The sequence below is a fragment of the Streptomyces sp. NPDC060064 genome (assembly GCF_042736455.1).
Taxonomy (GTDB): Bacteria; Actinomycetota; Actinomycetes; order Streptomycetales; family Streptomycetaceae; genus Streptomyces.
Window position 1 is genome coordinate 1 of sequence record NZ_JBHWWF010000021.1, and the last position, 20,485, is coordinate 20,485.

Sequence of the window (20,485 nt, forward strand, 5' to 3'; positions counted from 1 at the left end):
GCTGTGGGCCGGGCCGCCCCCCCCGGGCGGGCCCCCGGGCGCGGCCGGCGCACCCTCCTGTTTCCTGCTGTGTTCGCTCAGCCCGCGGGCCGGCCGGCCGGCGCGACGGGCCGCTGCTTGTCCACCTCGCTCTCCGCCGCGCTCTCGGCGTAGTCGCCGATTGCTTCGGAGCCGCCGGCGCGCCGCTTCAGCAGATGCAGCAGCGGTCCGGCCATCGCGGTGGTCACCAGGGCCATGACCACCATCAGGGCGTACAACCCTGCATCGAGGACGCCCAGTTGGAGCCCGATGGTCAGGATGACGATCTCGGTGAGTCCGCGGGTGTTCATCAGGGTCGCGAGAACTCCGCTCTGCAGCGCGGGCACGCCGTTGGCCCGTGCTCCGACGAAGGCGCCGATGAACTTCCCCGAGATGGCGACGAGCAGAATGAGCCCGAGCTCGCCGAGCCCCTTCAGACCGGTCTGGGAGAGATCGACCTTGAGGCCCGCGACGACGAAGAACGCGGGGAGCAGCAGCAGCCGGCTGAGGTGTTCGAACCGGTCGACGACCTGTATCCGGACCAGCTCGCTGGTGCTGCGGGGCATCACGACGCCGAACAGGAACGCGCCGAAGACGAAATGCACCCCGAGCCATTCGGTGGCCCAGCAGGACAGCATCAGGCCGCCGAGGACGACGATGAGCCGGTCGGCGGTGATCCGGCCGCTGCCCCGGCGCTCGTCGAACAGCCACCGCAGACCTGGCTTGACCGCGAAGAACATCACGGCCAGATAGACCGGCGCGAGCAGCATGGCCCACTGCCCGCCGCCGCCCGAGACCGTGACCACAACGGCCAGCAGCGACCAGGCCACGATGTCATCGAAAGCCGCGCTGGCGAGCGCGATTCCGCCGATTCTGGTCCGGGCCAGACCACTGTCGGCCAGGATTCTGGCGAGCACGGGGAAGGCGGTGACGGACATGGCCGCGCCCAGGAAGAGCACGAACCCGGTCCGGTTCCCGGTGTGGTGACTGCTACTCAGGTGGAGAGCGAGCAGCACTCCGAGGGAGAACGGCAGCAGGACCGAGCAGAGCGAGACGCTCGCCGCGACCTTTTCCTTGCCGCGCATCAGGGCCAGATCGAGTTCGTATCCGATGACGAACATGAACAGGACCAGGCCGAGGTTGGCCAGTGCGGCGAGCAGCGGGCGGATGTCGGTGGGGAAGAGGAATTCGGCGACGGCGCCGCCGAACAGGCTGGGCCCCACCAGAATCCCGGCGAGTATCTCGCCGACCACGGGTGGCTGCCCCAGACGGCGCGCGGCGGCGCCGAGGACCCGGCTGAGCACGAGAATGGCCGCGAGTCCGATGAACAGAGACTGAACCTGATGAGGTGTCATACGCATGCCCCCTTAGCCTGCGGAGAGCTGCCGGGGGGACCCGGAAGCCGCTGCTCCGAAGCTAAGGGGGCACACTCAAGGCCCTGTTGAGGGATCAGTGGGCATCCCTCGGGGTTCCCTCGCGGACACTCTCGGGGGCGTGGACGGTGGGCACAGTGCCGTCGCGGTGTGCCGTACGGCAGTCGTCGACGAACTCACGGGAGAACATGGCGGTGAGGGTCGCCACGCCGCCGCGGACGATGCGGACCTCGCTGCGCTTGAGGACACCGGTCAGCCGGAGGACACGGCCGCCGGAGGCGGTGTGCCGCTGCATGTCCTTGACCTTGGAGCGGCCGACGTACTCCAGCTCCGACTCGTCGACCACGGTGCCGTCCGGCACCAGGATCTTGACGATGGAGCGCTCGCCGGCGATCCGGACCTCGATGTCGCCCTTGGGGATTTCGGCGGACCGCAGGTCCATCTGGACCGAGCTGCGGCGGGCGGTCACCTCGATGGTGCGGGCGACGGTCCAGTGGCCGAGTCGCTTCTCATTGGTGTAGTACGCCTCGATTCGTGCGGCTTCCTCCGTCCCGGCAGTGCCGGTCTTGACCGTGGAGACAGTGTGCTGGGTGTTCATCGCAGTGTTCCTTCCTGGAACCCGGGCAACGACCCGATCTTGACTTCTCTTGGAGCTCGACTATCTTGATTGCCAAGCTATCGATATTTATCTTGAAGGTCGAGTTACTTGGATGTCAAGCGATAAGAGAAAAGATCTTCAGCAGGAGCTCGCCGGCGAGATCCGCGCGCTCCAGACAGCAGTCGACTCCTTCGACGCCGCGGCCGCCGAGCGGCTGGGGATCAACCGCACCGATCTGCACTGCCTGGACATCCTCATGCAGCGCGAAAGCGCCGCACCCAGCGAACTGGGTGCGGCGCTCGGACTCACCACGGGCAGTGTCACGGCCCTGCTGGACCGCCTGGACCGGCTCGGCTACGTGACCCGCTCCCCCGATCCCAGGGACCGGCGCAAGTCAGTGGTGCGGCCGGCACCGGAAGCCGTACGGGCCGTGGCGGAGCTCTTCGGCCCGCTCGCGCAGGACGGCTTCCGGCATGTCGCGCGCTACACCACCGAGCAGCTGGAACTGCTGCTGGACTTCATGCGCAGCAGCCGGGAGCTGCAGGAGCGGCACCTCGACCGGATCCGGTCGTGACCCCACTCCCCCACGAACCGCTCAGTCCTTGTGGGCGATGACCAGAGTGACGTCGTGCCCGAGTGAGGTGCGGGTGACCTCGGCATAGCCGGCCTCCCGCATCCACTCGGCACACTGCTCGAACCGGTAGCCCTTGCCGTGCGGCGTCATCAGCTGCAGGTTCAGGCTGCGGATCAGATTGCGCAGATAGCTCTCGTCGTCATCGACGATGACCGGGTCCCAGACCAGGAACGCCCCGCCGGGACGCACCGCGGCGAAGGTGTTCTTCACCAGCTGCTTGCGCTGCTCGTCGTTCCAGTCGACCAGCGCATGCCCGATCATGAGCACATCGGCCTGCGGCAGCGGATCGGCGAAGAAGTCACCGCCGTGATAGCGGACCTTGTCCGCCATGCCGATGGCGGACATATGGGCGGTGAAGTCCCCATCCAGCTGCGGCAGGTCGAAGACACACGCATCCAGATGCGGATGCGCCTTCACCAGCCCGGCCAGTACGTTGCCCCGGCAGCCGCCGAGTTCGAGGACCGAGGAGTACTTCGCCCATCCGAACGACTCGGTGAGCGCCGGGATCAGCGGGCGGCTGGCGTCCTCCGCCATGCCGACCAGACCGTCCTTCTTCTCGTCGCTCTCGTAGAGCTCGCCGAACATGTCCTCGCCGGTGTACGTGGCGGCCTGCGGGGCACCCGTGCGCAGCGCCTCGCCCAGCTTGTCCCACGCCGGGTACATCACCTGGCCCGCGATCCGCAGGAAGCCGCCCAGATACCCCTCGTCGCCGGGTACCAGGAACTGCTGCGCCGCCCGGGAGTTGGAGAACTCCCCGCCGTCGGAGCGCTCCAGGAACCCGAGTTCGACCAGCGCGGCCAGAAAGTGGTCGGTGCCCCGTGTGTGCAGGCCCAGCCGCTCCCTGATCGCGTCCTCGGTGGCCGGCTTCTTCGCCAGCTCCGTGAACAGCCCGATCTCAATGCCCGTCAGGACCAGCCGCGCGGGCTGGAAGGCCATCGCCTGCGCCAGCACGGCGCCGGGATGCACTGCAGCGCCTGCTTCGTGTCCGGTCATCTGCGCCCCTCCTCTCACGGAGCCGGTACGGCGGCGGTCTCGGCGCCCGAGGCCCGGGCGAGCACATCCGCGAGCACACTCTGCGGATCGTCGCCTCCCCCGGCCGTCCGCCAGGACACAAAGGCGTCCGGCCGCACCAGCACCGCGCCGCCACGGCCCACGCCGTAGACCTCCGCCCAGTCGCGGTCGGTGGACTTGAGCTCCTCGTCCGGTCCGATCGCGTATGTACGCAGCGGAATGCCGAGCTTCTCCGCGATCGGCACCGCGGCCTCGGCCCAGGCACTGCCGTCGGGCCCGGTCAGCAGCACGTACGAGTCCCAGAACAGGTCGATCGTGGAAATCGTCTCGCCGCCCCGCTCCAGCCAGACGTGCGGGGCCCTGGTGCCGGGTTCGCCGGTCAGCTCCAGGTGCGGCGTGAGCACCTTCGTACCCTCGGCGCCGACGATGGACGTGGAGCGGTACCGGTAGCCGAGCGTGATGATCACGTCGTCCACGAAGTCGGCCCGGTCCTGCTCGGTGGAGTAGCCGTGCCGGATGCGGTTGCGCACCAGCGCCTGCTCCGACATGGCGGTGCCCAGCGGACGGCGCTCGGCGTCATAGGTGTCGAGCAGCGCCTCGGAGCCCCAGCCGTGCTGGACGGCCGCGAGCTTCCACGACAGGTTGTGCGCGTCGTGGATACCGGTGTTGGCGCCGAACCCACCGGCCGGCGGGTGCACATGGGCGGCGTCCCCCGCCAGGAAGACCCGGCCGGCGCGGAAGGTCTCCGAGACCAGCTGGGCGCCCTGCCACGGCACCTTGTCCATGATCTCGACGTCGATGTCCTTGCCGGAGGCCCGGCGGACGATGTCGATGCACCGCTCGTCGGTGTAGTCCTCGGGCTTCTCGCCCTTCTCCGGGAAGTAGATGGGTGCGGCCAGCCACGGGTCGCACCCGTGCAGCCGCGACAGGCCCATCAGGGTGCCGCCCGCGGAGGCGTAGCACAGGATGAACTTGGTGTCCTTGAGCAGCGTCTCCAGCTCCGGCGCCCGGAAGTAGATGCTCAGGGCGTTGAACACCGTGCCGCGGCCGACCCGCTTGACTCCGAGCGCCTCACGGATGCGGCTGCCCGCTCCGTCGGCGCCCACGAGGTAGCCGGCGCGGATGGTGAACCGCTTTCCGCTGCCGCCCTCTTCGGCGATGGCGGTGACGCCGTCGGCGTCCTGCTCGAACGAGATCAGCTTCGTGTTGAAGCGGACGTCCGCGCCGTACTCCTTGGCCTTGGCCACCAGTACCTTCTCGTACCGGTCCTGGCCGCAGCCCATCACACGCTCGGGGCTCACCGTCTCGCCGTCCAGCGACGGCGACTCCAGCAGCTCCGCGTTGTCGATGTCGGAGAACGTCTCGACCTTGATGATCCCGCCCTCGAAGTAGGCATGGGAGTCACCCATTTCGAGCGCGCGGATGTCCTTGCCGAGTCCCGCCGCGCGGAACAGCTCCATGGTCCGGGCCTGCAGGCCCGGGGCGCGGGGCAGCATGGAGGTGCTGTCCCTCTTCTCCAGGAGCATCGTGCGTACTCCACGCCGGCCGCTGAACAGTGCAGTGGACAGGCCGACGGGACCACCACCGACGATCAGCACCGGGATCTTCACGTCATACATGCATATCCCCTCTGGGCAAGCTGGGCTTCCGCCGGGATCCCTCCACGGCACCCAAAATGAGTAGCCACGCCGACTTGAGGCGCAGTGGAGATGCGGCGGTGAGGCGGCTGCCCCAGTCCCCCTTGAGGTGACCTCAACCCGCGGCGTGGATTCTCCGCCACAGCGGCCTGGCGCCAGGCCATGCGCCGTGTTGGAAGGAGTCCTGCGCATGACGCAAACCAGCCCGGATGTCAGCACGTCGGCCGGAATCATCCGGCTGAGCAACGCGTTCTGCGACGCCAAGGCGCTGCTGACCGCAGTCGAACTGGATCTGTTCACCACGCTGCACACGAAGGGGGCCTCCACCGAGGAGGAGATCCGCAAGGAGCTCGGACTGCACGGGCGGGGCCTGAGCGACTGGCTGAACCTGCTGACGTCGCTGGGCCTGCTGGAGCGTGCGGACGGCGGGTACCGCAACGCCAAGGGCGCGGACACCTACCTGGTGCGCGGCGAGCGCACCTGGGTGGGCGGCTTCCTGGAGCGCTCCAACCGCAACCTGTACCCGGCCTGGGGCCGGCTCGGCGAGGCGCTGCGCACCGGCGAGCAGCAGTCCGGAAGCCACTTCGACGTGGTCGTCGAGAACCCCCACATCCTCAAGCAGTTCGTGCACATGATGGACGCCCTCACGCATGTCGTCGGTCCCGAGCTGGTCGGCAAGTTCGACTGGTCCGGCTCCACGTCGGTGCTCGACGTGGGCGGCGCCCGTGGCAACCTCTGCTCGATCATCGTGAAGAACCAGCCGCACCTGGAGGGCCATGTCTTCGACCTGCCCCCGATGGAGCCGCTGTTCGACGAGCACGTGGAGAGCTACGGCCTGACCGGCAAGGTCCACTTCCACGGCGGCAGCTTCTTCACCGACCCGCTGCCCGTGAAGGCGGACGTGGTGACCATGGGCCACGTCCTGCACGACTGGGACGAGAAGCAGCGCGGTGAGCTGGTGGCCAAGGCGTTCGAGGCGGTGAACCCGGGCGGTGCGCTGATCGTCTACGACCGGATGCTCGACGACGAGCCCGACCACGTCGAGAACCTGGTGATCAGCCTGGACATGCTGCTCGTCACCGACGGTGGCTCCGAGTACCCGACCTCCGAACTCCTCGCGCACGCCAAGAACGCCGGCTTCGCATCGACCGAGGTCTCCCCGCTCAGCGACTACGACACGGTCGTCGTCTGCCGCAAGGCCGCGTGAGCGCGGTCCGGTCGGGCTGTCACGCCCCGAGGAAAGGAATCCGTCAATGAGCAAGACCCCTGAGGAGGTCCCGGTCCTCGTCGTCGGAGGTGCGGTGACCGGATTGTCGACCGCGGTCTTCCTCGGCTGGCACGGGATACGTTCGCTGGTGGTCGAGCGGCACCCGGACACCCTCAGCCACCCGCGTTCGCGTGGTGTCAATCCGCGTACGGTCGAGCTGTACCGGCAGGTCGGGCTCGAGGACCGGTTGTGGTCGGAGGCCAGCCTCGCCACGGACTTCAGCAAGCTGCTGATGATCCGTGCCGAGACCCTGGCGGGACAGGAGATCTTCAGCGGTCCGACCGACCAGCCCGACCCGAGCGGTTCGGTCAGCCCCTGCGAGTGGGCGCCGATCGACCAGGACCGGCTGGAGCATCTGCTGCGCGAGCGCGCCGGGGAACTCGGCGCGGAGCTGGCGTTCTCCACCGAGCTGGTCTCCTTCGAGCAGGACGACAGCGGCGTCACCGCCGTCCTGAAGGACACCGGCACGGGGGCCGAGCGCACGGTCCGCGCCAAGTATCTGGTGGCGGCCGACGGCAGCCGCAGCCCGATCCGTAACACGCTGGGCATCGAGTCCGACGGGCCGGGCGAGTTCGCCACCACCGTGTCGGTGCTCTTCGAGGCCGATCTGAGCAAGGCAGCCAGGGGCCGTCCCGTCGGGGTCTGCTACCTCGACAAGCCGGCGCCGTCGACGATCCTGTTCGCGCACGACGGCAAGAAGCGGTGGATCTTCGCCACCGGGATGCCGCCCGGGGACACCCTCGACGACATCACCGAGGAGAAGGCCGTCGAGCTGGTGCGGGCCGCGATCGGAGAACCCGATCTCGAGGTCGGGATCATTGCGCAGCTGCCGGCCGGCGGGGCGAAGTGGCTCAGCTTCGTCATCGGCGCGCAGGTGGCCCGCGACTACCGTCAGGGCCGGGTCTTCCTGGTCGGTGACGCGGCCCATCTGGTGCCGCCCACCGGCGGGTTCGGGGCCAGCCTGGGCATCCAGGACGCGAACAACCTCGCCTGGAAGCTCGCGGCTGTCCTCGACGGTGAGGCCGGTCCCGAGCTGCTCGACACGTACCAGGCGGAGCGCCACCCGGTCGCCTGGATGACGCTCCAGCAGGCCCTGGGAATGATGCAGGAGCGTACGGGCGACGAAGGGGAGGGCCAGGACCAGGCGGACGCCTACGGCACCACGGTGTTCGGCTACCGCTACAGCCCCGGCCCGCCCGTGTCGCCGCAGCAGCTCAGTGGGGAGCCGGGCACGCGGGCCCCGCATCTGGAGCTGGAGCGCGACGGGAAGAGCATCTCCGTGCTCGATCTGTACGGCCGGACTCCGGTGGTCATCACCGCCGAGGGCGGGCAGGCATGGGCGGATGCGGCGAAGGCCGTCGCCGACGACCTCGGCGTCACGCTCACCGCGCACCGGATCGGCGGTCCTGGCGCGGAGATCGTCGCGCCGGGCAACGGGGTGGCCAAGACGTACGGCATCGAGGCGGGCGGCGCCGTCCTGGTCCGCCCCGACGGGTTCGTCGCCTGGCGCTCGGCGGGCTCCGTCGCCGATCCGCAAGGTGAACTGGCCGCCGCAGTGGGCCAGTTGCTCTCCCGTACCACCTGATCGACCCAGCTGGTACGTGGGAGGGCCGGCACCCCTGTCCGGGGTGCCGGGCCCTCCCTTCGTCGTCCCAACCCCGGAAAGGCACCTGTCATGGCTACTGTTCCCCGCACCGTGCTGGTGACCGGCGGCAATCGAGGACTGGGGCTGGCGGTCGCGGCCCTGATGCACGCTCAGGGCCATCGCGTCGTCGTCGCCGCGCGTGACGAGGAGGCGGCCCGCAAGACCGCCGCCGCTCTGGGCGACGGCGCGTCCGGCGTCGCCCTGGACATCACCGACCCGGACTCCGTGGCGCGCGCCGCCGCCGGAACGGGAGCTGTCGACATCCTGGTCAACAACGCGGGCGTACAGCTGGACTGGGGCAATACGCCCTCCGCGATCCCGCTCGATCTGGTGGAGCGGACCCTGGAAGTGAATCTGCTGGGGTCCTGGCGGATCGCGCAGGCGTTTGTGCCCGCGATGGTGCGGCGCGGCTGGGGCCGGGTCGTCAATGTCTCCAGCGGCACCGGCACGTTCACCATCGGCATCGCCGCGCAGTGCCCCGCGTACTCGGTCTCCAAGGCCTCGCTGAACGCCCTCACCGTCATGCTGGCCAAGGAGACGGAGGGCTCGGGCGTCCTGGTCAACGCGGTCAACCCCGGGCTCGTACGCACCCGTATGCGGCCGGAGGCCGCACAGTCGCCCGAGGCCGCGGCCGAAGCCGTCGCCCGTGCGGCGACGCTCCCCGATGACGGCCCTTCAGGGGTTCTCTTCCGCCGGGACACCGTCGTCGGCTGGTGAGACTCGACCGCCGACGAGTCCCGACGCACGACGCCCGTAGGCCCTGACAGCACGCTGTCAGGGCCTGCGGGCGTCCCGGTGTCAGGGCCGGGCGTCGAGGAACGAGGTGTCGTGCTTGCCGTCCCGGAACACCGGGTCGGCGATGACCTCCCGCAGCAGCGGGATGGTGGTGTGCACCCCGGGGCCGGCGATGCGGAACTCGGCCAGCGCCCGGTCCATCCGGTCCAGCGCCTGGTCCCGCTGGGGCGCCCAGGTGATCACCTTGGCGAGCAGCGAGTCGTACTGCGAGGGCACCCGCCAGCCCGCGTAGCCGTGGGTGTCCACCCTCACGAAGGGGCCGCCGGGCGGCACGAACTCCTCCAGCGTGCCGGGACAGGGCGCGAAGTTACGGGCCGGGTCCTCGGCGTTGACCCGGCATTCGACGGCGGCACCGCGCGGGGCGAGGTCCTCCTGGCAGAAGCCGAGGCTCTCCCCCGCCGCGACGCGGATCTGTTCGCGTACGAGATCGACCCCGAACACCGCCTCGGTCACCGGATGTTCCACCTGGATACGGCAGTTCATCTCCATGAAGGAGAAACCCTCGTCGTGGACGAGGAATTCGAAGGTGCCCGCGCCGGTGTAACCGACCGCCCGGGCGCCGCGCACCGCGGCACGCGCCATCGCTGCCGTGAGTTCCTTGTGCAGGCCGGGTCCCGGACTCTCCTCGATGAGCTTCTGGTGCCTGCGCTGCACAGAGCAGTCGCGTTCGCCGAGGTGCAGAACCGTGCCATGGCCGTCCGCGAGTACCTGGACCTCGATATGGCGTGCGCTGTCGCAGAAGCGCTCCAGGTAGACCCGGTTGTCGCCGAATACGGCCTGCGCGGTGGCGCGGGTCTGGCGGTAGGCGGGAAGCAGTTCGCTCTGCTGGCGTACCACGGTCATTCCGCGCCCGCCGCCGCCCGCCGCGGCCTTGATGATCAGCGGGAAGCCGATCCGGCCGGCGAGGTCGGTCGCTTCGGCAGCGCTGTCCACCGTGCCGGGGCTGCCCGGCAGTACGGGCAGTCCCGCGTCCGTCATCAGCGCCCTGGCCACGGCCTTGTCCCCGAGGCGGGAGAGCACTTGGGGCCGCGGGCCGATGAATACCAGTCCGTTGTCGGCGCAGATCTCGGCGAAGTCGGGGTCCTCGGAGAGGAAGCCGTAGCCGGGGTGGACGGCGTCGGCCCCGGTGCGCAGCGCGGCCTCGATCACCGCGGGCGCGGAGAGGTAACTCTTGCGCGGCATACCGGGGCCGATCTGCACCGCGGTGTCGGCGGCCCGTACGTGTGCGCTGTCCTTGTCGGCGGTGGAGTGCACCGCGACGGTGCGGATGCCCATCTCCTTGCAGGTCCTGATCACCCGCAGCGCGATCTCGCCCCGGTTGGCGATCAGGATCGTGTCGAAGGCCATGGTCATCCCTCTCCGGCCGGGCTCACGGAGTCCTCGGGGTCGAGGAGCACCAGTGGCTGTCCGTACTCGACCGAGGTGCCGTCGTCGACGAGCACCTCGACCACCCGTCCCGCCCTGGTGGCCTCGAGCGGGTTCATCAGCTTCATCGCCTCGATGATGCCGAGCTGCTGGCCCACCTCGATACGGTCGCCGGGGCGGACGAAGGGCGGGGAGCCGGGTGAGGGTGCGATATAGAACGTGCCGACCAGCGGCGCGCACTCGTGGTATCCGTCGACCGACTCCTCATCGTTGGCCGGCGCGGCGGCGGGCTCGCGGGCGGTGGGTGCCTGCCCCTCCTCCCACTCCACCTCGATGCTGGCCGCACCCAGGGCCACCCGGACCCGGCGCGGGTGGCTGGTGCCGACTCGTACGACGTCCGCGATGCTGCGGCAGATATCGGTGAGAGCCAGCGCGCTGGTGTCGTAGTCCAGACCGGCGAGCGGATCGCCGGTCCTGGTGGTGCCGAGGCTCTCCTTGGTCACTTCGCTCATCGGTCTCTCTCCGTAGAACCTGCCGTCGTATCTGCCGTCGTATGTACCGTTGCCGTGGGGCCTGGTCACGTCCGTGATTCCAGGTCGTGGGCCAGTCCGAAGGCCCGGAAGCGCCGTCGGCGCGAAGCCGGTGACGCGGTGACGCCGCGCAGCTCGCGGAGCGCGACAACGGCCGCGCGGCGCACGGCGTCGCTCATCGCGGTGGTGTCCTTGTGTCCGCCGCCCTCGGGCTCCGGGATCACTCCGTCGACCACGCCGAGGCGTAGCAACGAGGCGGCGTCCAGGGCGAGTTCGTCAGCAGCCACCGCCGCTTCGGCCGCGTTCTTCCAGAGGATCGCCGCACAGCCCTCCGGGCTGATCACCGAGTAGGTGGCGTTGGCGCACATCAGCACCCGGTCGGCCACGCCGAGCGCGAGCGCTCCGCCGCTGCCGCCCTCGCCGGTCACCACGGCCACCACCGGCACGGACAGCGAGCCCATCAGCCGCAGGTTCTCCGCTATGGCGTTGGACTGGCCCTTCTCCTCGGCGGTGAGGCCCGGATAGGCGCCAGGGGTGTCGATCAGGGTCACCACAGGAATGCCCAGCTTGGCGGCGAGCCGCATCAGCCGGGCGGTCTTGCGGTATCCGGCCGGTGAGGGCATACCGAAGTTGCGGCTGACGAGTTCGGCCGTGGTGTGACCCTTCTGATGGCCGATCACCATGACGGGCAGTCCGTCGAGGCGGCCGAGGCCGCCGACGATCGCCGGGCACTCCTCGCCCGCCCGGTCGCCGTGCAGTTCGACAAAGCCGTCCAGCCAGTAGCCGATGTGCTCGAGCGCCGTGGGCCGGCCGGCCTCACGGGCCAGCTGGACGCAGTCCCAGGCCGGGAGCTGGTCCAGGAGCTGGCTGTCGCGGACCACCGGGTCCTCCTCGCCTGCGCCCCAGTCGGGGCCCGGCTCCTCGGCCACGGCGAGCAGTCTGCTGAGCCGCGCGCGCAGTTCGGTACGCGGCCAGACATCGTCCACCAGGCCGTGTTCCAGGAGGAATTCGGCGGTCTGGAAGCCTGCGGGAAGCTGCTGTCCGATGGTCTGCTCGATGACCCGCGGTCCGGCGAAGCCCATCCGGGCGCCCGGTTCCGCGACCACCACGTCGGACAGCGTCGCGAAGGAGGCGGCTACCCCGCCGTACGTCGGGTCGGTCACCAGAGTGACGGTGAGCAGTCCGGCCTCGTCCAGCTCGGCCAGCGCGTTGCTCGTCTTGGCCATCTGCATCAGGGAGAGCGCGCCCTCCTGCATGCGCGCTCCGCCGGACGCGGTGACGATCAGCAGCGGCACCCGGTCCTTCAGCGCGGTCTCGGCGGCCGTGGTGATCGCCTCACCCGCCGCCACCCCCAGACTGCCTCCGAAGAAGCGGAAGTCCATGACGGCGGCGACGAGCGGCCGTCCGTCGATCCGGCCGCGGACCACCAGCACGGCGTCCTGCTGCCCGGTACGGGCCCTGGCCTGCTGCAGCCTTTCCGCGTACGGCTGTTGGTCGACGAAGTCCAGTGGGTTGAGCTGGGTGGCCGGTACGGGCACCATCTGTGTGCTGCTCGAGTCGAAGAGCTGCGCGATACGGCTGGGTGCGTCGAGCCTGGCGTGCGCCCCGCACTCCGGGCAGACCCGCAGCAGACGCGCGTAGCGCTTGCCGTAGACCAGTGAGCGGCAGCCGGAGCAGGAGACCCATGCCACCTGCTCGCCGGCGGTGGCGTTGGCTGCGGGTTGAACCGTGGTGGTCATCTCTTACTAGCCCTTCAGTAGGCCGCCTCTACCTCGTAGATGCCGAACGGCACGGCGAGCCGGGTGTCGCGGTACGGGCGCAGAGGTGCCGTGTCCTCGCGGTGTCCGGCGCCCTCTTCCCACCGCCGGAACGCGGCCAGATCGGCCCAGCGGCTCACGACGACGAGCGAGGTGGGGTCCAGCGGTGAGCGCAGCAGCTCGTTGCCGAGCATGCCGGGCACTTCCGCCAGTCGCTTGCTGACCAGGTGGTACGCGGCGCGTACCGCCTCCAGCTGCTCGTCGTCGTGGGCCGCCTGGTGGACCAGGACCCGTACCTCACGCGGCATGCGCGGAGGCCTTGCCCTGGATGTGCGCCACCACCTGCATGGTGTTGAACGAGCCCTTGCCGCGGTAGGGGTGGAGCCGTTCGCGGTGGGCGAGGTGGGCCTCGCTGGACTCGAACTCGCGGAAGCCGGGCTCGTCGGTCCAGTCGCTGACGATGAAGTAGACGCTCTCCTCGGCGGTGTCCTTGGACAGCCACTGGCCCAGGCAGGCGGGGTGGCCGGTGACCGCCTCGGTGCTGCCGCGCCAGGCCTTCTCGAAGTCCGCCTCGAGGCCCGGGTTGATCTCCATCCGCAGGAGTACCCGGAACGCGCCTTCGTTTCCTGAGCTGTTGCGGTTGCTGTTGTCGTTGCTGTTGCCGTTGGTCATCAGGAGATCCCCCCGTCGACGCCTATGGTGGCCCCGGTGACGTACCGGGACAGATCGCTGGCAAGCCAGAGGATCGCGCCCGCCACCTCCTCGGGGGTGCCGAGCCTGCCCAGCGCCGTCTTGGCGCTGTACCGCTCGATCATCAGCTTCTGCTGCTCCGCCGGCATCTTGTGCAGGTTCTCGGTCTCGATGACGCCGAGTGCGACGACGTTGAAGCGGATGCCCTTGGAGCCGAACTCCTTGGCCAGGGACCGGTTCAGACCGACGATGGCCGCCTTGGTGGTGGTGTAGTGGGAGCGGAGCGGAATGCCGGCCTCGACGGCCTTGGAGCCGATGGTGACCACCGAGGAGCCCCTGCGCAGCAGCGGCAGGGCGTTCTGGATCACCAGATGGGATCCGGTGATGTTGGTGTCGATGATCCGCCGCCATTCGTCGAACGGCAGCTCCGCGTACGGGATGTGGCTGATGGCGCCCGCGTTGTTGACCACGAGGTCGAGGCGGCCGTAGTGCGCCTTGGCCTGCGCCAGCAGCGCGGTGACATCGGCCGGATCGGCGACGTCAGCCCTGACGACATGGTGGTCGCCGCCGGTCTCCTTGAGTTCCTTCTCGAGCGATGTGACGGCGTCGCTGGAGTTCTGGTAACAGGTCAGGACATCGACGCCGGCCTGGGCCAGCGCCCGTACGATGCCTCGGCCGACTCCTCGGGTGCCGCCGGTGACCAGGGCTTTCTTGCCCGTAAGGCCGAGATCCATGGTTCTCCTCCGGAAGAGTTCAGAGCAACAGTGCGAGGGCAGAGCAGTTGGCGAGCAGCGCAAGCACGGTGAGCACGCTGCGCCGCTGGTTCCAGGCGCCCCAGTTCCAGCGCGGGTCATTGGCCTCGAAGTCGTCCGGCAGATTGTCCGGATCGAGCGTCTGTACCCACTTGTTGACCGGGACGTTCTTGGTGAGCGAGATGGTGACGGTGGCGGCCGCGAGCACGGCGCCGGTGATGAACAGGGCGCGGACCGCCTGGCCCGGGGCGATCACCGCCAGTACGACATCGCCGATCAGCGTCCCGAGCAGGCACAGCGGCATCGCCGGGTCGTAACGGGTGGCGAAGAAGGAGTGCGCGTGCACATAGCGGTCGGCGGGCAGTGCGGCGAGCAGCGGCCAGCCGCCGAGCTGGGTGCCGAGGAGCACTCCGGCGGCCAGTCCGTTGACCAGGACGACCAGGGGGACCAGAAGGGCGATCACCTGATGCCTCCTAGCCAGCCGTGGTCCGGCGGGCGGCCTCGGCCTCGACCTTCTGCTTGATCAGGTTCATCTGGATACCGGTGTTGCGGTTGAGGTGCTCGGTCATACCGGCGTCGCTGGCCGGGGCCTCGGGCTTCATATGGAAGTCCTGCACCCAGCGCATCCGTACGCCGTCGTCCTCCTGGGTGTACTCCCAGTACAGGCGCATGAATTCGAAGGGTCCGGTCTCGACCCGGAAGGCCTGGACGGTCCTGGTCTCGGGGTCGGGGATGCGCTTGGAGACCCAGCTCCAGACATTGCCGTCCTCGTCCGGGTGCATGGTCAGCCGGAAGGTGATCTCCTTGCCCTCCTCCTCGAGCACCTCGACGGACGCGTACTCGCTGAAGAGCTGCGGCCAGGACTTCAGGTCATTGGTCAAGTCCCAGACCAGGCCCATCGGCGCGTCGATCACGATGCTGTTGTCGGTGTGTCCCGCCATGGCGGCCTCCTGCCGGTAGTCGGTGTGGCGCGGTGGTCAGTCGGCCCGCCCGAGGACGAGCGCGGCGTTGAAGCCGCCGTGCCCGCGGGCGACCACGAGCGCGGTGCGCAGTTCCTGGTGGCGCGGTTCGCCGAGCACCAGGTCGATCTCGTGTCCGGGGGCGACCGCGGTGGGTCCCACGGTGTGCGGGATCACCTGGTCGCGCAGCGACAGCAGCGCGGTGGCGACGTCGAGGGGCGCGCCCCCGCCGTACAGCCGGCCGGTCAGTGTCTTGGGTGCGGTGACGGGGACGCCACGCGCGCCGAAGATCTCGGCGAGCGCCTCGGCCTCGGCCAGATCGTCCGCGGGCACGCCGACCGCGTCGGCGAACACCACGTCCACGGCGCCGGGTTCGAGCCGTGCGTCCGCGAGCGCGGCGGCGATGGTGCGGCGCAGCGACGGCGGGCGCTCGGAGCCGGGCGGCGGGTCGAAGCCGGCCGCGTAGCCGAGCACCCTGCCGTAGATCTTCTGCGCGCCGCGGGCCTCGGCGGCTTCTGCGCTCTCGACGATGAGCATCGCGCCGCCCTCGCCGGGCAGATAGCCGGATGCCTCGGCGTCGAAGGGCAGATAGGCGCGGGCGGGGTCCTGAACGGTGGAGAGATTGCCCGTGGACAGCTGCGCGGTGAGTCCGTACGGGCACAGGGAGGCATCCGTCCCGCCGGTGACGACGAGGCGGGAGCCGGTGCGGATCAGCCGTCGGGCCTGGCCGATGGCGTCAAGACCGCCGGCCTGCTCGCAGCAGATCACTCCGCAGGGGCCGCGCAGCCCGTGCCGGATGGAGACCTGGCCGGTGGTGGCGGCGTAGAACCAGGCGATCGACTGGTAGGCGCCGACCCACTCGGGGTTGTGCTGGTAGAGGTTCTCCATCTCGTGCTGGCCGAACTCGGTGCCGCCGGATGAGCTGGAGGTCACCACGGCCAGTTCGTACTCCGGCAGTTCGGCCGGGTTCACCTCCGCGTCGGCGATGGCCGCCTCGGCCGCGGACAGCCCCAGATGCGTCCAGCGGTCGGTCTGCGCGATCAGCCGGCTCGGCACCTGTTCCTTGGTGACGAAGTCCGGCACCTCGCCCGCCAGCCGCACCGGGTACGCGGACGGGTCGAAGCGGCTGATCCGGCCGATGGCCGGTGTCCCGCCGAGGACGGCGGTCCAGTGCGCCTCGGCGCTCAGCCCGGTCGGCGCGACGACGCCGAGACCGGTGATGACCGGGGCCTGTGCTGTGGCAGCGCTCACCGTCAGCTCCTCCCGTACTCGACCATGCCCGGCCGGGCCAGCAGCATGGCGCTCTGGAAGCCGCCGAAGCCGCTGCCGACGCTGAGCACCACGTCCATCCGATGCTCCCGGGCGGTCAGCGGCACATAGTCCAGATCGCACTCCGGATCGGAGGTGCGCAGATTCGCGGTGGGCGGCACCACTTGGCGGTCCAGCGCCAGGGCGCAGGCCGCGACCTCGATGGAGCCGATGGCGCCCAGCGAGTGGCCGACCATCGACTTGATCGAGCTGACCGGCACCTTGTACGCGTGGCCGCCGAGCGTGCGCTTGAAGGCGGCGGTCTCGTGCCGGTCGTTCTGCTTGGTGCCCGAGCCGTGCGCGTTGATGTAGTCCACGGAGGTCGGTGCGAGCCGGGCCCGGTCCAGGGCCACCTTGATCGCCTCGGCCATCTCTCGTCCGTTGGCCTTCAGGCCCGTCATATGGAAGGCGTTGCTGCGTCCCGCGAAGCCGACGAGCTCGCCGTAGATATGGGCGCCGCGACGCTCGGCGGCCTCCTTCTCCTCCAGGACAAGGACCGCCGAGCCCTCCGCGAGGACGAAACCGTCGCGGTCCTGGTCGAAGGGGCGGGAGGCGTGCTCCGGGTCGCCGTTGTTGGGCGAGGTGGCCTTGATGGCGTCGAAGCAGGCCGCGGTGATCGGGGAGAGCGGGGCGTCGGTCGCGCCGGTCAGCACGACATCGGCCGTCCCCTCCTCGATGAGCTGCGCGCCGTGCCCGATGGAGTCGAGTCCGGAGGTGCAGCCGGTGGAGATCAGGGCGACGGGTCCTTCCGCGCCCACCTCCCAGGCGACTTCGACGGCCAGGGTGCTCGGCACCATGTAGCCGTACAGATGCGGCACTCCATAGGTGTGGTCCACCAGCCAGTGCCGGCCGGCGTCGCTGAGCAGGACGTACTCCTCCTCGAGCCCCATGGTGCAGCCGACGGCGCTGCCGAGGCTCACACCGATGCGCTCGGGCGGAGTGTTCGCGAAGTCGAGGCCGCTGTCCTCGACGGCCTCACGCGCGCTGACCACCGCGAACTGCGCCGCGCGATCCATGCGGCGGATCTGGCGCGGGTTCAGTCCGGCGGCCACCGGGTCGAAGTCGGCCTCGGCTGCCACCTGCGAACGGAAGGCGCTGGGGTCGAACAGCGTGATCCGGCGGGTCGCGGTGCGCCCCGCGGAGAGCAGGTCCCAGAATGCCTCCCTGCCCACCCCGCCCGGCGCCACCACACCGATACCGGTGATGACGGCCCTACGGCTCACTGGGCACCGCCCACCTGGGGGTTGGACTCCTGCGGCCGCTGGACCTTCTCGGTGTCCACGTGCCCGAGTTCGGGGCGGGGCGCCAGAGGTGACAGATGGAACGCGCCGCTCGCCGTCCCGGTGCCGGTGTTGACCAGCCGGTGGCGTACGCCGATCGGCACCAGCAGCGAGTCGCCGGGGCCGAGCGTGATCGGCTGGCCGTCCATCGTCATCTCCAGCTGGCCGGAGACGACATGCAGGAACTCCTCGGAATACGGGTGGTAGTGCTCGGTGACGAAGTCGCCCGGCTCCAGGGTCAGCACACCGCCGAATCCGGAAGTGCACCCCACTGTCCTGGGGCTGAGCGTCGTCCGGATGTCGCCGCCGCGCCGGGTGTTGGCCTCGACGTCGTCAGCGTGCACCCGCACGGTGCGCGTGATCTCGGTGGTCACTGCCCGCCTCCTCAACGACCTGGTCCGTCCAGTGGCTGGAACCGTCGCAGCCGTTCCTACAGACCGGCTCGAAGAGGCATTGATGTGCCTGCACCACGCCCCGGTGTACTCACGCTCGAGCCGACGGCGAGCGTTGTGACCTGCCATGGCGCGAGACACAGCACCCATCGAGGGAGCAGCCATGCCTTTCGCCGCCATCACGTACGACATCAAGGCCGGCTACGAGAAGGAGATCACCGAGATCTTCACCGGATTCCGCCGGGTGGGCTCCCCCGTCGTCAAGGGCGACGGGGGCGAGGAGGCCGCGCGGATTCTGGCCACCGCCGTCTTCATCCGCGACGACACCATGGTCCGCGTCATCGAGTACCAGGGGGATCTGGGCGCCATCGCCCGGCACATGGCGACGCAGCCGGGCGTGCGCGAGGTCGAGGAGAAGCTCGCCCCCTATCTGACCAGGCCACGTGCGACGGACACCGTCGAAGGCTTTGTCGCCACCTTCGAGCGGTCCCTGCTCACCTGCATGGCGCAGATGTCCGTACGCGACGCCACAGTCCAGTCCACGAACTGAGGGAGATTCCGTGCTGAACCGCAGAAGTCTGCTCAAGGCGGGTGCAGCGGCCGGTGTTCTGGCCGCCGTACCCGCCGGTCTCGTTCTCGGGGCGCAGCCCAGGCGCACCGTGGACGCCACCACCCCGTTCACCGTGCCGCTGAAGGTGTCGCCGCCGCTGAGGCCGGTCCGGCTTGCCGATTACGACCTGTACCGGCTGACGACACGGGAAGCGGATGTGGAGATCCTTCCCGGGACGACCTCCACGGTCCGTACGTTCAACGGCGCGCTGAGCCCGCTGATCGTGGCGCGGCGCGGGCGGCCGGTGGTCATCGAGCAGGCCAATGCCCTGAACGTGCCGTTCTCGATGCATCTGCACGGTGGGCACGTCCCGGCGCACTCCGACGGCCACCCCAAGAACGAGGTGGCTCCCGGCAAGAGCCGGCTGTTCCACTACCCCAACACCCAACTGGCCTCGACGATGTGGGTGCACGACCACTCGCACCACGCGCATGCGGAGAACATCTACCGCGGCGCCGCCGCCACCTATGTGCTCACCGACCCCGAAGAGGACCGGCTGCCGCTTCCCAAGGGGCAGTACGACGTCACGCTGCAGCTGCGTGACGCCAAGATCGAGGACAACGGCACGCTCGTGTACGACCTGCACGGCTTCCAGGAGCGGCCGACATTTCTGGTGAACGGCTCGCCCAGGCCCTACTTCCGGGTGGCCGCCCGCAAGTACCGTTTCCGCCTGGTCAACACGTCCAATGAGCGGGCTTTCGTGCTGCGGCTCGGCGAGGGTGACGAGTTCACGCACATCGGCACGGACGGCGGTCTGCTGCCCGCCCCGGTGCCGAGCCGGATCCTGCAGCTGTGGCCGGCCGAACGGCAGGAGATAGTCGTCGACTTCTCCAAGTACCCGGTCGGTTCGAAGATCGTGCTGCAGACGATGATGACGTATCCCGGCGAAGCCCCCGAGGTGATGCGCTTCGACGTGGTGCGCGGCGCGGACGACCCGAGCAGTGTGCCGGGCCGGCTCCGGCCGGTGGCGGACCTCGGTACGCCGACGGTGGAGCGGCAGTTCGCGATGTCCTTCGATCCGCAGAGCCAGCAGCACCTGATCAACGGCAAGCCCTTCGACATCAACCGCGTCGACTTCCGTCCCAAGCTCGGCACCACCGAGATCTGGACGATCGAGAACAAGGACGTGGCATTCACCATCCCGCACTCCCTGCACCCGCATCTGGACCACTTCCAGGTCGTGGAGCGCAATGGCAAGCCGGCCGGGCCGAGCGAGGCGGGGCTGAAGGACACCGTCTCGGTGATGCCCGGCGAGAGTGCCCGGATAAAGATCAAGTTCACCGAGTACACGGGGATGTTCATGTTCCACTGCCATCTGATGGGCCATCTGACGATGGGCATGATGGGCCAGATGGAGATGGTGCGCTGAGCGTACGTACGAGCAGAACCGCCGCGGCGGTCACCGTGTCAGAGCACGGTGACCGCCGCGGCATTGAGCGCGAGCGCGATGACGGCGAGCAGAGTGCGCAGCAGGTGCCAGCGGCGCCACAGTGGGCGCGGGTCCTGCCAGTCGGCCGGTAGCTCGTCCGGGTTCTCGACGGCTTTCACCCTGCGGTTGATCGGCACGTTGCACAGGTGCGAGACGGCGGAGACCCCCAGCAGCAGGACCGCGGCGGCGGTGAACAGGACCTGGGCGGCGCCGTCGTCGGCCATGACGGCGAGCGCCGCGGTCAGCAGCGTGGAGGTGAGGACGACGACCGGCATGGTCGGGTCCCAGTTGCGGCCCAGCAGTTTGTGCGCGTACACGTAGGTGCCCGTCTCCATGGCGAAGAGTGCCGGGAGCACGCTCAGCGCCACGGCGAAGAGCACCCCCGCGGTGACACCGCTGCCGAGGAGAACAGCTATCCCCAGCACCTCGGTCATG

At 69.4% G+C, this 20,485-nt stretch carries 22 protein-coding genes; 6 read left to right on the top strand and 16 right to left on the bottom strand.

What is annotated here, in order from left to right:
• Positions 1 to 77: 77 nt before the first annotated feature.
• Together ACFWDI_RS24090 and ACFWDI_RS24095 are read right to left on the bottom strand one after the other, a co-directional pair.
• On the bottom strand, positions 78 to 1,373 hold the full coding sequence (locus ACFWDI_RS24090) for a cation:proton antiporter (RefSeq protein ID WP_385306710.1): 1,296 nt from the start codon (positions 1,371 to 1,373) through the stop codon (positions 78 to 80).
• 94 nt (positions 1,374 to 1,467) lie between these two features.
• Positions 1,468 to 1,989, bottom strand: coding sequence for a hypothetical protein (locus ACFWDI_RS24095; RefSeq protein ID WP_385306711.1), 522 nt, complete (start codon positions 1,987 to 1,989; stop codon positions 1,468 to 1,470).
• A gap of 112 nt (positions 1,990 to 2,101) precedes the next feature.
• Here ACFWDI_RS24095 and ACFWDI_RS24100 point away from each other — a divergent pair, with 112 nt between their 5' ends.
• A complete protein-coding gene (locus tag ACFWDI_RS24100; RefSeq protein WP_327327177.1) occupies positions 2,102 to 2,563 on the top strand; it encodes a MarR family transcriptional regulator in 462 nt (153 codons plus the stop codon).
• A 21-nt stretch (positions 2,564 to 2,584) separates the two neighbouring features.
• On the opposite strand, the gene ACFWDI_RS24105 is transcribed toward ACFWDI_RS24100, so the two are convergent.
• Positions 2,585 to 3,616, bottom strand: a complete 1,032-nt coding sequence (locus ACFWDI_RS24105) for a methyltransferase (RefSeq protein ID WP_385306713.1) — start codon at positions 3,614 to 3,616, stop codon at positions 2,585 to 2,587.
• A gap of 14 nt (positions 3,617 to 3,630) precedes the next feature.
• Positions 3,631 to 5,253 carry an FAD-dependent monooxygenase gene (locus tag ACFWDI_RS24110; RefSeq protein WP_385306715.1) on the bottom strand — a complete coding sequence of 541 codons (1,623 nt, stop codon included), beginning with the start codon at positions 5,251 to 5,253 and terminating at the stop codon, positions 3,631 to 3,633.
• A 208-nt stretch (positions 5,254 to 5,461) separates the two neighbouring features.
• Here ACFWDI_RS24110 and ACFWDI_RS24115 point away from each other — a divergent pair, with 208 nt between their 5' ends.
• From ACFWDI_RS24115 to ACFWDI_RS24125, 3 genes are all read left to right on the top strand, one after another.
• Positions 5,462 to 6,478, top strand: coding sequence for a methyltransferase (locus tag ACFWDI_RS24115; protein WP_385306717.1), 1,017 nt, complete (start codon positions 5,462 to 5,464; stop codon positions 6,476 to 6,478).
• A gap of 46 nt (positions 6,479 to 6,524) precedes the next feature.
• The gene (locus ACFWDI_RS24120; RefSeq protein WP_385306719.1) at positions 6,525 to 8,123 is read left to right on the top strand and encodes an FAD-dependent monooxygenase; all 1,599 of its coding nucleotides are present in this window, start codon (positions 6,525 to 6,527) and stop codon (positions 8,121 to 8,123) included.
• 90 nt (positions 8,124 to 8,213) lie between these two features.
• Complete coding sequence (locus tag ACFWDI_RS24125) at positions 8,214 to 8,900, top strand: SDR family NAD(P)-dependent oxidoreductase (RefSeq protein ID WP_385306721.1); 687 nt, start codon at positions 8,214 to 8,216, stop codon at positions 8,898 to 8,900.
• Between the two features lie 81 nt (positions 8,901 to 8,981).
• Here ACFWDI_RS24125 and accC read toward each other — a convergent pair whose 3' ends face one another.
• The 11 genes from accC to ACFWDI_RS24180 all read right to left on the bottom strand — a co-directional run bounded on the left by accC (position 8,982) and on the right by ACFWDI_RS24180 (position 17,993).
• Complete coding sequence (accC, locus tag ACFWDI_RS24130; protein WP_385306722.1) at positions 8,982 to 10,331, bottom strand: acetyl-CoA carboxylase biotin carboxylase subunit; 1,350 nt, start codon at positions 10,329 to 10,331, stop codon at positions 8,982 to 8,984.
• Positions 10,328 to 10,855, bottom strand: a complete 528-nt coding sequence (locus ACFWDI_RS24135; RefSeq protein WP_385306724.1) for an acetyl-CoA carboxylase biotin carboxyl carrier protein — start codon at positions 10,853 to 10,855, stop codon at positions 10,328 to 10,330. Before ACFWDI_RS24135 ends, accC begins: the two co-directional genes overlap by 4 nt.
• Positions 10,856 to 10,920: 65 nt before the next feature.
• A complete protein-coding gene (accA, locus tag ACFWDI_RS24140) occupies positions 10,921 to 12,612 on the bottom strand; it encodes an acetyl-CoA carboxylase carboxyl transferase subunit alpha (protein WP_385306726.1) in 1,692 nt (563 codons plus the stop codon).
• Between the two features lie 14 nt (positions 12,613 to 12,626).
• On the bottom strand, positions 12,627 to 12,938 hold the full coding sequence (locus tag ACFWDI_RS24145) for an antibiotic biosynthesis monooxygenase family protein (RefSeq protein WP_385306728.1): 312 nt from the start codon (positions 12,936 to 12,938) through the stop codon (positions 12,627 to 12,629).
• Entirely contained in the window at positions 12,928 to 13,302 is a 375-nt protein-coding gene (locus ACFWDI_RS24150; RefSeq protein ID WP_385306730.1) for an antibiotic biosynthesis monooxygenase family protein, read from the bottom strand. The genes ACFWDI_RS24145 and ACFWDI_RS24150 overlap by 11 nt, the downstream gene beginning before the upstream one ends.
• Entirely contained in the window at positions 13,302 to 14,054 is a 753-nt protein-coding gene (locus tag ACFWDI_RS24155; RefSeq protein WP_385306732.1) for an SDR family NAD(P)-dependent oxidoreductase, read from the bottom strand. The genes ACFWDI_RS24150 and ACFWDI_RS24155 overlap by 1 nt, the downstream gene beginning before the upstream one ends.
• 19 nt (positions 14,055 to 14,073) lie before the next feature.
• Positions 14,074 to 14,535 carry an anthrone oxygenase family protein gene (locus tag ACFWDI_RS24160; protein WP_385306734.1) on the bottom strand — a complete coding sequence of 154 codons (462 nt, stop codon included), beginning with the start codon at positions 14,533 to 14,535 and terminating at the stop codon, positions 14,074 to 14,076.
• A gap of 10 nt (positions 14,536 to 14,545) precedes the next feature.
• A complete protein-coding gene (locus ACFWDI_RS24165) occupies positions 14,546 to 15,013 on the bottom strand; it encodes an SRPBCC family protein (protein WP_385306736.1) in 468 nt (155 codons plus the stop codon).
• A gap of 36 nt (positions 15,014 to 15,049) precedes the next feature.
• Positions 15,050 to 16,282, bottom strand: coding sequence for a ketosynthase chain-length factor (locus ACFWDI_RS24170; protein ID WP_385306738.1), 1,233 nt, complete (start codon positions 16,280 to 16,282; stop codon positions 15,050 to 15,052).
• Between the two features lie 2 nt (positions 16,283 to 16,284).
• Positions 16,285 to 17,562, bottom strand: a complete 1,278-nt coding sequence (locus ACFWDI_RS24175; protein WP_385306739.1) for a beta-ketoacyl-[acyl-carrier-protein] synthase family protein — start codon at positions 17,560 to 17,562, stop codon at positions 16,285 to 16,287.
• Positions 17,559 to 17,993: a cupin domain-containing protein gene (locus ACFWDI_RS24180; RefSeq protein WP_385306741.1), complete on the bottom strand. Its 435-nt coding sequence runs from the start codon at positions 17,991 to 17,993 to the stop codon at positions 17,559 to 17,561. Before ACFWDI_RS24180 ends, ACFWDI_RS24175 begins: the two co-directional genes overlap by 4 nt.
• A gap of 181 nt (positions 17,994 to 18,174) precedes the next feature.
• On the opposite strand from ACFWDI_RS24180, the gene ACFWDI_RS24185 reads away from it, so the two are divergent.
• Both ACFWDI_RS24185 and ACFWDI_RS24190 read left to right on the top strand, forming a co-directional pair.
• Positions 18,175 to 18,561, top strand: a complete 387-nt coding sequence (locus tag ACFWDI_RS24185; protein ID WP_327327160.1) for a SchA/CurD-like domain-containing protein — start codon at positions 18,175 to 18,177, stop codon at positions 18,559 to 18,561.
• A gap of 10 nt (positions 18,562 to 18,571) precedes the next feature.
• Positions 18,572 to 19,990 (top strand): multicopper oxidase family protein, encoded by a 1,419-nt coding sequence (locus tag ACFWDI_RS24190; protein WP_385306743.1) that lies wholly within the window; start codon positions 18,572 to 18,574, stop codon positions 19,988 to 19,990.
• Positions 19,991 to 20,028: 38 nt separating this feature from the next.
• On the opposite strand, the gene ACFWDI_RS24195 is transcribed toward ACFWDI_RS24190, so the two are convergent.
• Positions 20,029 to 20,484 carry a DUF1772 domain-containing protein gene (locus ACFWDI_RS24195; RefSeq protein ID WP_385306745.1) on the bottom strand — a complete coding sequence of 152 codons (456 nt, stop codon included), beginning with the start codon at positions 20,482 to 20,484 and terminating at the stop codon, positions 20,029 to 20,031.
• Position 20,485 lies beyond the last annotated feature (1 nt).